The sequence below is a fragment of the Halalkalicoccus subterraneus genome (genome assembly GCF_003697815.1).
GTDB classification, from domain to species: Archaea; Halobacteriota; Halobacteria; order Halobacteriales; family Halalkalicoccaceae; genus Halalkalicoccus; species Halalkalicoccus subterraneus.
In genome coordinates, this window is record NZ_RDQG01000033.1 from 24,041 (window position 1) to 36,686 (window position 12,646).

General features: G+C 64.7%; 16 protein-coding genes, 1 tRNA gene and 1 pseudogene. 5 read left to right on the forward strand and 13 right to left on the reverse strand.

The genetic code is table 11. The features are described from left to right. Positions 1 to 73: 73 nt before the first annotated feature. From EAO80_RS08895 to EAO80_RS08915, 5 genes are all read right to left on the reverse strand, one after another. A tRNA-Pro gene (locus tag EAO80_RS08895) sits at positions 74 to 144 on the reverse strand. Between the two features lie 136 nt (positions 145 to 280). Further along, a complete protein-coding gene (locus EAO80_RS08900; protein WP_122089565.1) occupies positions 281 to 1,150 on the reverse strand; it encodes an RNA-guided pseudouridylation complex pseudouridine synthase subunit Cbf5 in 870 nt (289 codons plus the stop codon). After that, positions 1,150 to 1,728: a (d)CMP kinase gene (gene cmk, locus EAO80_RS08905; RefSeq protein ID WP_122089566.1), complete on the reverse strand. Its 579-nt coding sequence runs from the start codon at positions 1,726 to 1,728 to the stop codon at positions 1,150 to 1,152. Before cmk ends, EAO80_RS08900 begins: the two co-directional genes overlap by 1 nt. A 42-nt stretch (positions 1,729 to 1,770) precedes the next feature. Then, positions 1,771 to 2,688: a DUF106 domain-containing protein gene (locus EAO80_RS08910; RefSeq protein WP_122089567.1), complete on the reverse strand. Its 918-nt coding sequence runs from the start codon at positions 2,686 to 2,688 to the stop codon at positions 1,771 to 1,773. Between the two features lie 36 nt (positions 2,689 to 2,724). Next, positions 2,725 to 3,348 (reverse strand): adenylate kinase, encoded by a 624-nt coding sequence (locus EAO80_RS08915; protein ID WP_122089581.1) that lies wholly within the window; start codon positions 3,346 to 3,348, stop codon positions 2,725 to 2,727. 135 nt (positions 3,349 to 3,483) lie between these two features. On the opposite strand from EAO80_RS08915, the gene EAO80_RS19650 reads away from it, so the two are divergent. Genes EAO80_RS19650 through EAO80_RS08925 form a run of 3 tightly spaced genes read left to right on the forward strand, consistent with a single transcriptional unit; the run spans position 3,484 to position 5,013 of the window. Next, positions 3,484 to 3,621, forward strand: coding sequence for a hypothetical protein (locus EAO80_RS19650; protein WP_162993938.1), 138 nt, complete (start codon positions 3,484 to 3,486; stop codon positions 3,619 to 3,621). Continuing rightward, a complete protein-coding gene (locus EAO80_RS08920; RefSeq protein WP_122089568.1) occupies positions 3,621 to 4,601 on the forward strand; it encodes a YeiH family protein in 981 nt (326 codons plus the stop codon). The genes EAO80_RS19650 and EAO80_RS08920 overlap by 1 nt, the downstream gene beginning before the upstream one ends. A gap of 37 nt (positions 4,602 to 4,638) precedes the next feature. Then, positions 4,639 to 5,013 (forward strand): hypothetical protein, encoded by a 375-nt coding sequence (locus EAO80_RS08925; protein ID WP_122089569.1) that lies wholly within the window; start codon positions 4,639 to 4,641, stop codon positions 5,011 to 5,013. A 7-nt stretch (positions 5,014 to 5,020) separates the two neighbouring features. Here EAO80_RS08925 and EAO80_RS20610 read toward each other — a convergent pair whose 3' ends face one another. Further along, on the reverse strand, positions 5,021 to 5,149 hold the full coding sequence (locus tag EAO80_RS20610; RefSeq protein WP_281273027.1) for a hypothetical protein: 129 nt from the start codon (positions 5,147 to 5,149) through the stop codon (positions 5,021 to 5,023). A 91-nt stretch (positions 5,150 to 5,240) separates the two neighbouring features. Beyond that, positions 5,241 to 5,864: a TetR/AcrR family transcriptional regulator gene (locus EAO80_RS08930; protein ID WP_122089570.1), complete on the reverse strand. Its 624-nt coding sequence runs from the start codon at positions 5,862 to 5,864 to the stop codon at positions 5,241 to 5,243. Between the two features lie 56 nt (positions 5,865 to 5,920). Here EAO80_RS08930 and EAO80_RS08935 point away from each other — a divergent pair, with 56 nt between their 5' ends. Then, positions 5,921 to 6,940, forward strand: coding sequence for an ABC transporter ATP-binding protein (locus EAO80_RS08935; protein ID WP_122089571.1), 1,020 nt, complete (start codon positions 5,921 to 5,923; stop codon positions 6,938 to 6,940). Next, positions 6,937 to 7,827 carry an ABC transporter permease gene (locus tag EAO80_RS08940; RefSeq protein WP_122089572.1) on the forward strand — a complete coding sequence of 297 codons (891 nt, stop codon included), beginning with the start codon at positions 6,937 to 6,939 and terminating at the stop codon, positions 7,825 to 7,827. The genes EAO80_RS08935 and EAO80_RS08940 overlap by 4 nt, the downstream gene beginning before the upstream one ends. 27 nt (positions 7,828 to 7,854) lie before the next feature. Here EAO80_RS08940 and EAO80_RS08945 read toward each other — a convergent pair whose 3' ends face one another. The 6 genes and pseudogenes from EAO80_RS08945 to rpl18p form a co-directional block, all read right to left on the reverse strand. Continuing rightward, the gene (locus EAO80_RS08945; RefSeq protein ID WP_122089573.1) at positions 7,855 to 9,141 is read right to left on the reverse strand and encodes a beta propeller repeat protein; all 1,287 of its coding nucleotides are present in this window, start codon (positions 9,139 to 9,141) and stop codon (positions 7,855 to 7,857) included. A gap of 147 nt (positions 9,142 to 9,288) precedes the next feature. Then, entirely contained in the window at positions 9,289 to 10,764 is a 1,476-nt protein-coding gene (gene secY, locus EAO80_RS08950) for a preprotein translocase subunit SecY (RefSeq protein WP_122089574.1), read from the reverse strand. Positions 10,765 to 10,767: 3 nt separating this feature from the next. Next, positions 10,768 to 11,280, reverse strand: coding sequence for an uL15m family ribosomal protein (locus EAO80_RS08955; protein WP_122089575.1), 513 nt, complete (start codon positions 11,278 to 11,280; stop codon positions 10,768 to 10,770). A 2-nt stretch (positions 11,281 to 11,282) separates the two neighbouring features. Next, positions 11,283 to 11,747: a 50S ribosomal protein L30 gene (gene rpmD / locus EAO80_RS08960; RefSeq protein ID WP_122089576.1), complete on the reverse strand. Its 465-nt coding sequence runs from the start codon at positions 11,745 to 11,747 to the stop codon at positions 11,283 to 11,285. Then, the gene (locus EAO80_RS08965; protein ID WP_122089577.1) at positions 11,747 to 12,388 is read right to left on the reverse strand and encodes a 30S ribosomal protein S5; all 642 of its coding nucleotides are present in this window, start codon (positions 12,386 to 12,388) and stop codon (positions 11,747 to 11,749) included. Before EAO80_RS08965 ends, rpmD begins: the two co-directional genes overlap by 1 nt. 2 nt (positions 12,389 to 12,390) lie before the next feature. Continuing rightward, positions 12,391 to 12,646, reverse strand: a pseudogene (gene rpl18p / locus EAO80_RS08970) (50S ribosomal protein L18); the annotation flags it as partial.

Below are 12,646 nucleotides of genomic sequence, written 5' to 3' on the forward strand. Positions count from 1 at the left end.
CGGCGTCCCGGTGGGACTGAGATCACAGTCGCTCACACCGGTCGCTCTCCGTTTCCGTTTTCCTTCGAAGAAGTGGGACCGCTGAGAGTCGAACTCAGGTCCTACGGACCCCATCCGCAGAGGATACCACTACCCCACGGTCCCGCATCTCGGACAACGACCGTCGGTTAATTAAGGGTGTCGCTTTCCGAGCTTCGGGGGGTCGCCCGCGGGAGGGATCGCGGGACCCGTCACTGGCACGGGCCGGGCCGCGAGTCGGACCGGTCGTCGAGTTCCTCGGCTAGACCAGCACGCGTTCGAGGGCGACGACTCGATCCGAATCCGCGTCGTGATCGCCCACGAGCCGCCCGAGACAGATCGCCGAGCCGTCCGGCGTGTAGCAGGCGACCAGCGGCTCCGTGTCGGGATCGCCCTCCGCGTCGATGACGCCCGGCGCGTACACCTGCGCGCCGTGTGCCACCTCGTGGGCCGCATTCGGCGCGATCGTCACTCGCGGGAGATGCGACAGGGCGCGCTCGCCGGGGTCGATGACCTCCCTGAGGGGCCCCTCGTCGCCCTCCTCGGCGAAGGCGATCGCGTCGGCCAGATCGTACAGCGAGACCAACGAGGCGTCGTCGAACGGCGTCGTCCCCGTTCGCCGGAGGTGGCCCATGTGTGCGCCGGTCCCCAGCGCGAGGCCGATGTCGTGACAGAGCTTTCTGACGTACGTCCCGCTCTCACACCGGATCCGGAGGAGGGCGTTCCTGTCCTGCACTTCGAGCAGGTCGAGTTCGTGGACGGTCCGTACCCGCAACCGCCGGGCGACCGCGCTCTTTTTCGGCGGCTTCTGGTAGAGGGCGCCCTCGAATTCCCCGATCACCGCCTCGATGTCGGTCGGAGCCGGACCGTGGAGTTCGAGCACTGCGACGTACTCCTTGTGCCCCTCGAGAAACGCGGGTGCAAGGCGGGTCGCGGCGCCGGTCATGACGGGCAGACAGCCGGTCACCTTCGGGTCGAGCGTCCCGGCGTGGGCGGCCTTCTCGACGCCAAGCAGGTCCCGGATCCACGCCGAGACCTGGTGGGCGGAGGGGCCGGGCGGCTTGTCGAGGTTGACGACGCCGAACTCGACGAGCGAATCGAGGTCGCGATCGTCAGGTGGATCGCGAACCATCAGAACTCGTAGCGAACGTCCGTAACGGGGAAGGCTCCCTCGTCACCCGTCGGGTCGTAGCGCTCGGCGGCGGTCACGAGGAGGTCGGTCGTCTCCTCGGGCCCCCAGCGGGCGGTGTTGACCGCGAAATCGTAGATCGAGAGGTCGGTGATGTCGATCCCGTAATACTCCTCGTATCGGAGGCCCTCGCTCTTTGCCCGCGAACGCGTCTCCTCTCTTGCCTGCTCGACGGGTTTTCCCTCGCGGTCGGCGATGCGTTCGGCCCGGACGTCGATCGGGGCGTTGAGCCAGAGGCGTAGATCGGCGTACTCGGCGGCCATCCAGCCCGCGAGCCGGGATTCGAGGATCAGGTCGTCGCGTTCGGCGGCGAGCTCCCGAAGCCGGCGGTCCAAGTCCCGGTCGATGGCGTCGTCCTCCTCTGCGAGCGCGTTGAACTCCGAGAGCGAGAGCCCTCGTTCGGCGGCGAGCTCCCGGAAGACGTCGCCGCCGCTGACGTGCTCGTAGCCGAGCGCCCCGGCCAAGCCGGCCGCGGCGGTGCTCTTGCCACTGCCGGGCGGGCCCGAAACGGTGAGTAACATATCCACCCTCGCGGGGAGAGAGTAAAAGAGGTTTCTATCCGCTCAGGCCGTCGGCGTCGTGCTGACGTTGAGCGATTTGCGAAGGATCTGGGTGAACGCCATCGAGCAGACGAAGTACCAGACGATCCACGCCTGCATCGGCCCGACGACCCCGCTCGTCCACTCGACTTCGCCAGCAAGCGGCATCACGACCGAGCCGAGGTCCTGGAGGTGGGTCGTCGCCCCTCGGGCCCCGATGGCCCAGTACATCCAGAGGAACACGGGGATGGTAAACAGCATGATCCAGACCATCGGGCGGAACTGCTCTTTGAGCATTCCCATCTGCTCGCCCATCGCCTCCATCTGCTCCTGCTGGATGCGCTCCATGGCCTCCTCGTCGCCGCGCTCCTTGGCACGCTCGCGTTTGTCCTGGATCGCCTTCATCTTGCCCTGATACTCGCTCATCTTCGAGGTGTTCATCAGGTTCGACTGCAGCAGCGAGGAGTACAGCCCCGTCACCAGCGCGAGGATGAGGATCACGGCATAGAAGGGCAACACCCCACTGATCGGACCGATCACGATGTTCATCGTCCCGCCGATGGCGTCGCGGGCGGGTCCCCACGCGTACCCCAGGAACGTCAGCGCGACCCCGCCGGCGGCTATCTTGTCCCATTTCGTCCAACTGGACTCGTCGTCGTCATCGGTACCGGCGCTCGTCGGACTCGCCGTCCCCGCCGCGTCGCCGTCGACGACCGACCGGACCTCTTCGGGATCGCGGACCTCGAACCCCTCGTAGCCGTCGACCAGGATCCCCTTCTCGATCAGCCGACCCCACTGTCCGCTGGAGATATCGTCGCGGACGTCTGCCCACTCGACCTCCCGATCGCCGTCGTTGGATTCCCGCAGCACGACCGTGATGGCGTGCTCCATGCCGGGGTTTTCCTCGATCAGCGTCTGTACCTTCTCCGCGGTTCGTCCCATTGCGCTCCGATAGGAAACCGGCGTTAATCAACCTGTTTACTCGACGCGCTCGTCGACCGCGCTCTTGATGTCGTTCCAGACCTCGTCGGGCGCCTGCTCGCCGTCGATCCGGACGAAGCCCCCGTGGTCCTCGTAGTGTTCGATCACCGGCTCGGTGTTTTCCTCGAAGACGCGAAGGCGCTCCTTGACGGTGTCCTCAGTGTCGTCGTCGCGCTGGATCAGCCGCTCTCGAATCTCCTCGTCGTCCGGCATGTCGTACTCGGTGTGGTAGTTATCGCCCGTCTCGGGGTCGACCCGACGGCCAGTCAGCCGGTGGACGAGTTCGTCCTCAGGGACATCGAGATACAGCACCACGTCCAGGTCGGTGATCCCTTCGAGGTACTCGACCTGGGATTCGTTTCGCGGGTAGCCGTCCAGCACGTAGCCGTTGGCCGATTCGAGCGCCTCGCGGACGATCGCGTTGACCAGTTCGTCGGGGACGAGTTCGCCAGCCTCCATGTACTCCCGAGGGGTGCCGTGTTCGGTTTCCATGTCCTTGTTCGCGCGCAGCGCGTCGCCCGTCGTGACGTGCTCGATCCCGTACTCATCGGCGAGGTTCGAACTCTGGGTTCCCTTTCCCGCACCCGGCGCACCGACGATCAGGATCTGTGGCTGTGCCATACTCCCCCCTCTTCCCTCCAGCATTAAAGAGATACAGGAACTCAGAACGGGCCACGAGACTCGTCCGAGCCCCCGGCAACACTCGCGGAGAAAACGACACGGTGAAGGCAAAGACGTGGGTGGATACATCCGAGAATGAAATCGACGGAGAACGCCGAGCCGGTATCGAGCGGCGGAATCGGCGAGCGTTGGGCGCGACTCGACCGGGGATGGCGGGCGGTCGCGCTCGGACTCGCCGTCGTTGGACTGCAGTGGCTCCGCCAGATCATCTGATGGGATTCCGGCAGCATCTTCCGGGAATCGGGACGCTTCTCGGCGTCGGTGTCGTGGCCCGGAGCATCGCGACACTGACGGGGATCAACGACCTCGTCCTCGCGATCGTCGCGGGCGTCCTGCTCGGCAATCTGGTTGGCATTCCGCCGTGGGCAGCCCGCGGCATCGAGAACCACAAGCTCTTCTTGGAGACCGGGATCGTCCTGCTCGGCGCGTCGATCGCGATCGAGGAACTGATCGGGGCCGGCCCGCTGGTCATCGCGCTGGTGATCGGAACGGTCGCGTTCGGCCTCCTGCTCGTGGAGGCGATCGCGCGCTACGGGTTCGGACTGCACGATCGGTCCGCCTCGTTGCTCGCCGCCGGCACGAGCATCTGTGGGGTTTCGGCGGTCGCAGCGGTCGGACAGGTCGTCGACGCGCGGGGCGATCAGCTCACCTACGCGGCCGCGACGATCGTGCTGTTCGATGCGATCACCCTCGTTCTCTACCCGTTTCTGGGAGATCTGTTGGGACTCAGCGGCCGGGAGTTCGGCGTCTGGGCGGGCTTGAGCATGTTCAGCACCGGCCCGGTCGCCGCGGCGGGTTTCGCCCACTCGGCGGAGGCGGGCCAGTGGGCAACGGTGACGAAGCTCGCGCGCAACACGCTGTTGGGAGCCGTCGTCGTCGCCTATTCGCTCGCCTACACGACGCGAAAGGCGAACGACCCCGGCGTGAAACGCCTCTGGCTGCAGTTCCCGAAGTTCCTCGTCGGGTTCCTGTCGGTCGCGGCCATCGCGAACGCCGGGGTGTTGACCTCCGCCTCGCTGGAGTCGATCGGGCGTGTCTCCGACTGGCTGTTCGTCCTCGCGTTCGTCGGGCTCGGACTCGAGATCCGACCGGCTCGAATGCGCGAAAGCGGCCTGACGCCGATCGCGATCGTCCTGTGTGCGTTCTGTACGATAAGCGTCGTGACGCTGTCCGTCGTCCGCCTGCTCCTGTAGTCCGTCGGCCTTTTACTCGCGCTCGCGTAGTCGGAGTATGACGCGATTCAGCGCCGATTCCGAGGAGGACCGCCGAACCCTGTTCGCGGACGCGATAGCCGCCCACCGGGCCCGCGAAAGTCCGTTCTGCACGTTCGAAGCCGGTAACGGCGATCCGGCGTGGGTGCAGGTCGGCGGCGACACGCTGAACCTCGACTGCACCGACGCGGAACTGGATCGCCTCGAATCGCTGCTGAACGAGTTTTCGGCCTTCTCGATCGAGGGACTCACCAGTCCCGAGAACGCACAAGGGACGAACGTTCGGGTTCAGGTGTTCGCCGACGACGAGCGGATCGCCGCCTTCGTCGAGCGGTGTTTCCGTGACGTCTACGGGCAGCCCGACGAGTACGTCGCCTGGGCGAGTGAGGTCTGAGAGGGGCTTACTGCTCGATCTCGACCGGATCGGCCGCGAACAGCCACGCCTCAGAGGAGCTCGCATCGCGGAGTTCGAGACCGTTGAATCGGTAGTACGCCGAAACGCGATCGACAGCGTCGTGTTGGAGGGACATATACCGAATATCACTGATAGAACACATTATTATGATGTGGCTAGACATCGGTCATCCCGTACGGCCCGACGGCCCGGAGACGACGCGACGGTCAGAGTGACGTGGGGCCGCGATCACCGTCCCCGATCAGCAGGTGTGATCGCACGTACCCTTCGAGTCCCTCGAAGACGGGGTCGACCGGCCGGCCGGTCGTTACCCGCTGAAGGATCGCCCCGTTGATGGTCGTCACCAGGAACTCGGCGGTCGATTCGGGATTCACGTCCCGAAAGACGCCCTGCTCGACGCCCGAGCGAATGATGGCGGCGTACCGATCGCGAAAGAGGCGGTCCGTTCGGTCGAACTGCTCGCGGTAGTCCGGATCATGAGCGGCCTGTGCCCGGAGTTCCACGAGAGTGCGCGCAAGCTCGATATCGTCGTCCAACGGACCCGTTCGAGCCAGTTCGAGCGCCCGCCGGAGTCGGTCGTCGGGGGCCGCGTCGCCGTCCACTACCGAGGCCGTTTCGAACTCCTCGAGCAGGTAGCCCAAAAAATCAACGAGCAGGTCGTCCTTCCCGTCGTAGTGGTGGTAGATCAGGGAGACACTCTTCTCGAACTCCTCACCGATGCGGCCGATCGTGAGATCCGCATACCCATGGGTGGATAACGCGCGATAGGTCGCCGCCATGAGTGCCTCACGGGTCCCTTCGGGGTCGTCGCGGAACCGTCTCAGGGTCATATTGATTGAATATTCATTCAACAACTATATCACCTTCCATCCGCTTTTATCCGAGGATGAATACGATCGAGGCAGCGGGCGTCGAACTGACTTACTCCGACGGAACCGAGGCGGTGAGAGGGATCGATCTGACGATCCCGGAGGGGGAGTTCTTCGGATTTCTCGGGCCGAACGGCGCGGGCAAGACGACGGCCATCAAGACGCTGACGACTCTGTTGCGGCCGACGGCGGGGTCGATAACGGTAAACGGCTACGACGTCGTCGAGGAGCCCCGGTCAGTGCGCGCCTCCATCGGCTACATGGCCCAGGAGACCAGCATCGACGAGGAACTCACCGCCCGCGAGAACATTCGCTTCGCCTGCGAAGCCTACGGCGTCCCCCGCGACGAGCGCGCCACCCGGATCGACGAACTGCTCGACCTCGTCGACCTCGCGGACGTCGCCGACAAACGCGCCGAGAGCTTCTCGGGTGGGATGCAAAAGCGCTTGGACGTCGCGATGGCGCTGGTACATCGCCCGCCGCTGGTCTTCCTCGACGAGCCGACCACCGGCCTCGACCCGAAGGCCCGCATCGACCTCTGGGAGTACTTTCGCGAGATCAACCGCCAGGGGACGACGGTCTTTCTCACCACGCAGTATCTCGAGGAGGCCGACCAGCTCTGTGACCGGCTGTCGGTGATCCAAGATGGAACAATCGTCGCGACGGACTCGCCCGACGCGCTCAAATCCCAGGTCGGCGGCGACGCCCTTGAGATCACCCTCGAAGACGCGAGCGAGACGGAACGCGAACGCGCCCGCCGGGTCGCAGCCGAGTCCGGTCTGTTCGAGGGAGGATCGGTCGAAACCACCGAGGACGGGCTCAGTATCACGTCCAACCACGCCCGCCGGTCGGGGACCGACTTGCTGGTAGCCCTTCGGGACGCCGGATTCACCGTCGTCGGCTTCGACATCCGCTCGCCGACGCTTGACGACGTGTTTCTCGCGATCACCGATCAGAGGGCGGCCGACGACACGAGCGATAGCTCCGACGAGCGATCCCCCGCCGGGACCGAAGCCGAAATCGAGGTGGGCCAGTGAGCACCGCCGAGGAGCGACCGGCCGGACGCGGAAACGGCTTTCTCGCCGACGTCTGGATCGTCCTCAAGCGCTGGTTGATCAAGACGACGCGCAACCCGTTCGTGGTGGTCTCGTCGCTGATCCAACCGATCGTCTTTCTGGTGTTGTTCACCACGGTGTTCGGCCAGGTCACCGGCGACGCGCTTGCGGGGGCGCTCGGCGGCGAGATCAGCTATATCACCTTCCTCGTTCCGGCGATCGTGATCCAGTCGGCGCTGGTCGCGGCCGCCGGCTCGGGGATCGGGCTGGTCGACGACATGGAAAGCGGGATGTTCGAGAAGATGCTCGTCTCGCCGATCAGTCGGGGCGCGATGCTCCTCGGGAAGGCGCTCTCGGAAGTGGTTCGGATCGTCGTTCAGACGGTCATCATCCTCGCGCTGGGCTACGGCCTACTGTGGCTCGATACCGGTGGTGAGGTCGGTACCTACATCGAGACCGGCCTGCTCGGCGTGCTCGGTATCATCGGCGTCACGATCGTCTTCGCGGTCTGGTTTACCGCCTTCTCGAACATCGTCGCGCTCGTGACCCGCGATCAGGAGTCGACCATCATCGGCGCGAACCTGCTTCAGTTCCCGTTGCTGTTCGTCTCCAGTGCGTTCCTCCCCGTCGAGGCCCTTCCGGGCTGGGTGCGGGCGGTCGCGACGGTCAACCCGATCACCTACGGCGTCGACGCGGTCCGGGCGTTGATGCTCGGTCAGGACGTCCTGGCCGTCATCGACGTCTCGGCGTTCGGCGGGATCTGGAACACGCTGGTGCCGGCAGTTGCGATCCTGCTCGCGCTGGATCTCGTCTTGGGCGCAGTCGCGATACGGTATCTGAACCGCGCGTCGAGCTCACAGGTCGATTAGACCGAGCCGACCGGCGACCGGAAGCATTCAGTTCCAGAAGTCGGGGACAGACGCGTCGATCTGGTAGCCACCCGCTTGGAAGCTGTCGGCGACGAGCGTTCGCCGGTCGCCGTCCATCGACAGCGGACCCATCACGTTCGACAGCAGGATATCGCGGGTTTCGGTGCGGTGGAGTTCGTACCACTCGTCGCCGTCGACGCTCGCAAGGAGGACCGAATCCTCGGCCGTATCGTGCATGGTCGAGTAGCCAAACGGCATCAGGCACAGCTCGCGGCCGTCGTCCTCCCGGATGTGCCACCGACGACGCGCGTACAGCTCCATGACGTCGTCGTCGGGGTCGGTCTCGATCTGGACGTGTGGGCGAACGAGGTCGTCGACGCCGTCGGGTTCGTCGTTCGGGCCGTCGCGCGCCCAGCGAATGATCCCCTCGGGGACGCCATCGGTGCCGAAGGCGACACAGTCTCTGAACGCGGCGATCTGCGTGATCATCGTCACGGCGCCCCGTTCGTCGAGTTCCTCCCACGAATCACCCAGATCGTCGCTCCAGTAGATCTGGGAGTTGCCGTGGTCGCCGACGGCCACCCAGATGCGCTCGGCGTAGGGGTCGTACTCCACGTCGTGGATGTGGTGGTTCGCCGCGTCCTCGGTGACCAGTTCGGGTTCGAGGACCTTCTCGAAGGATCTGCCGCCGTCAGTCGAGAGGATCACCTCGTTGGCATGTCTGTTCGCCTCGAAATCCGAGAGCGCGTACGTCGAGATGACGACGATGTCCTCGTGGGTAGCGTGGCCGAACTCGTTCGACATCCGCCCGTAATCGAACTGGTAGAGCGTTTCCGCTCCGCCGAGATCCTCGTCGATGAGGTGGATCTTCCCGCCGACGTCACCCCGTCCGCCGGTCGCGGCGATGATTCGTCCACTATCGGGGACGAGCACCATCTTGACGTACTCCTCCTTGGTACCCTCCTCCTCGAAGGAGTACAGCGTCTCGGTCGTTTCCCACCAGTCGTCGCTGACCAGTACGCGCGCCCCGCTGCGCCCGTAGAGTCGCTCGTTTCGGTCGATCCAGACGGGATGTCCCCCGTTTTCGCGTTCATCGTGAACGTCGAGATCGTACTGCGTGTACGGACGGCCGTCACCGCCTTCCGGCTCCGGCCGGTCCCCTTCGTCGTCCCCGCTGGGTTGCTCGCTCGTCTCGGCGTCCGGTTCGCTCTCGTCGTCTTCGGTGTCTTCCGTCCCCTCGCTCCCTACACAACCCGCGAACGCGATCCCCGTTCCCGCTGCGGACGCCAGTTCGATGAACCGTCTCCTATCCATAGAATAAGATATATTTTATATTAAATATATCTATCGACTAATTCAACGTCGTAGTCCGTGTGGGGATCGGTGACAGTACCGACTACGCGTCACCGGGTTCGTGAGCCACGGACCAACTGAAAACGAGAGGAGTCAGAGAGAGGTCAGTCAGCGACCGCCGCCGAACATCTCGCGCATCATCGGGTGCATCTCCATCATCTGCTCTTCGGCGATCTCCTCGTAGAGCTTGTAGGTAATCGACACCGCAAGCAGCAGTCCGGTACCGGAGACCGCGCCGATGGTGCCGAGCATGTTCGCCATCACGGCGAGTAGACCGACCAAGGCCCCGCCGATGACCGTCACCTGCGGGATATATCTCCCTAGGACCTTCTCGTAGACGCCGACGTTCTGGCGGAAGCCGGGGATCTGCATACCGGAGTTCTGGATCTGGCGTGCCGTTGCCTCGGGCCCCATGTCGGTGGTTTCGACCCAGAAAATGGCGAAGATCGCCCCGCCGATGACCATCACCGCCAGGTCGATCCCGACCCGGAGCATGATCTGCCAGACCGCCTGGCTCGCCTCGCCGAGCCACCACATCCACTCCTCGGGCGATTGGATCGGCTTCAGGTAGTAAAACAGCCCGCTCGTGGGCTGACCCTGACCGTCATAGACGCCGAGCCACGCGGGCATCGATCCGCCCAGTTGTGAATCCAGGATCCGTCCCAGGAACTGGACGTTCATCTGTACGGCCCGAACGAGGATCATCGGCAGGACGCTCGCGTAGATGAGCTTCACGGGGAATCGCCCCCGGGCGCCCTTCACGCGGGCGTGTGAGAGGGGGATCTCCACGCGCACCGATTCGGCATACACGACCACCACGAAGATGAACACCGTCGTGATGATCGCGAGCAACGCCCCCTGACCGAGAAACAGCGCCTGGATCCCCTCGCCGGTCAACAGCGACGGGAAGGATTCCTGGCCAAAGAGGATCGAGAACCACGTCGGGATGATCCCCGCCTCACCGGGTAGCCCGCCCCAGGCGAACAGCCCGCCGAGCAGGCGCTGGCTTACGCCGGCGATGATGAACAGGCCGATCCCGCTACCGACGCCCCACTTCGAGACGATCTCGTCGAGAAACAGGATGAGGATCCCGCCGACGAACACCTGCGCGAAGATGAGCATCTGAATCGTCATCTGACCGTAGGTCGCCGCCAGTTCGGGGCTCACCGGAAGGAAGCCGCCGAGAAACACCATCGGAAACGCGGTCAGCGCGACCATCACGATCACCAGCAGCTTCTGGAGACCCTGATAGAGCACCTGATCGCGCGGGTCGTTGGTGTCCAACCCCAACAGTCCGGCACCGCCGAGCAGTTGGAGAACGATACTCGCGGTGACGATCGGTCCGATTCCGACCTGTAGGATTGTACCCTGGCTACCGGCCAATATCGAGCGAAACTGCCCGAAGATGTCCTGACCTGCGCCGGCCGATGGGAGTCCCCAGAGGTAGACGTTCGTCAGAAAAAAATACACTAACAACACACCGAGCGTCCATCCCATCTTCCGCTTGAAGGGGACGTGCCCCTCGGGGCGTGTGACGCCCGGCATTCGTGTGAGAACCGGTTCAGCGGCTTCCTTCCAGCTCATTGATTACGCTTCGTCAGCGGTTGGTTCAATATCTTCCGATTCTGAGTTCTCCTCGTCCGCCTCCTCGTCGACCTGGCCGCGCTCGGAGACGATCGCCTCGCCCCCGTTCTCCTCGATGAGCTCGACCGCGCTGGCCGAGAAGGCGTCCGCGGTGACCTCGAGGCTGGTGCGGACCTGCCCGCCGCCGAGTACCTTCACGGCGTCGGCGTCGTAGCCGTCCTCGACGAGGTCGCGTGCGTCGAGCGCGTAACCGTCGTCGGTCTCCTCTGCGAGGTCGTCGGCGACCAAGAGCGCGACGTCTTCGTCCAGTTCCTGCACGTCGATCGTCAGGACCGTCTCCTTCGCCTTCTCGGGTCGCTTGAAGCCGTGTTTGCCGAGCGGCCCGTAGTTGTGGAACTCGTGCTTGCTTCGTCCGGCGGCACCGCGTCCACCGCGGTGGCCGGCACCACGTCGGTTCTTGTGGGTACCGCCACCGTGGGTTCGCGAGCCGCGCTGGCGATTTTTCTTGTTCGTCATGGTTATCGCATCGCGGTGAGGAGGTCGTCGATCTCCTCGGTGGTGTGTTTGCCGAGCTGTCCGCCATCGCTGGCCGGGTGTTTGATCCCCTCGTGTCCGCCACGCGGCGGGTGGAGCCGGAGCACGGGCGTCAGCCCCTGCTCGCGAAGCGTCGTCTCCTCGGCGAGTAGCGCCTCCGCGAGCGCCTCGACGGAGTCGTACTCCGTGTTCTCGTCGAGCCACTCGTCGTCGATCCCGTCGCTACCCTCGGCGGGCTCCGCCCGCGTGCGGATCAACGTCTCGACGACGTCCTGGCTGGGTTCGCCGTAGGCGACGTGGTCGTTGACCTTCGAGACCATTCCGCGGAACGTCTCGTGTTCGGGGACGAGCGCGCAGTGGTTGACGCGGTGGAGGTTGAGCATCGAGAGGGTGTCCTTGACCTCGTAGTTCATGTTGACCTCGCCGCGCAGTTGAACGATCGCCTGCATCACTCTGACACCTCCTGGCGCTGTTCGAGCGCGTGCTGGGGCGTGCGCGACTGGGAGGCGTTCTCCAGTGCGTTGAACGTCGCCTTCGCGAGGTTCAGCGTCGTGCGCGTGTTGCCGTGGCTCTTCGTCCAGGCGTCCTCGATACCGGCGAGTTCGAGGATGTTCGCGACGGTTTCGGCGGCCGCGAGGCCCAGACCCTTGGGTGCGGGCTGGATCTCGACGGTGACCGAGCCCGCCTTGCCGGTCGACTTTCGCATCAGCGAGTGGGTGCCGCCCGCGCGGTCCTCCCACGAGCCGCTGCCGCGATCGACCGAGATGATGTTCAGTTTCGCGATACCGATCGCCTTCTGGATGGCGCCCCCGACCTGGTCGTCGCGGCCCTCCGCGTAGCCGACGTAGCCGTCGCGGTTGCCGACCGCACAGACACAGCGGAACTTGACCCGGCGACCCGAGTCGGTCATCCGCTGGACCATGTTGATGTCGAGCACCTCGTCTTCGAGACCGGGAAGGAGTTGGTCGATGACCTCGACCTCCTTCAGCGGCAGTCCCGAGTTCAGCGCCTCGTCCATCGTCTCGATCTCGCCGTCGCGGACGAGTCGGCCGAGACGTGTCACGGGCTCCCATCCGTCGTTTCGTGCCATTGTTAGTCCTCCATGATGGTCTCCCGAACCTCGTCAAAGTGCTCGGGAAGCGTCGTTGCGTCGAACTCGCCGCTGTACAGCGGCTCGTCGAGACTCTCTGCGTACTCGGCGATGTGCCCGCCGCGGGTCCGATCCCAGTCAGCGAGAACGCTATCGTTGTGCGGGATGTCGAGCCCCGCGTCGATCGCGCCCTCCTGAACGGCGAACACCTTGTTGCCGGGCGTCGCCGTGTGCAGGCCGATGTCGAGGACGGCCTCG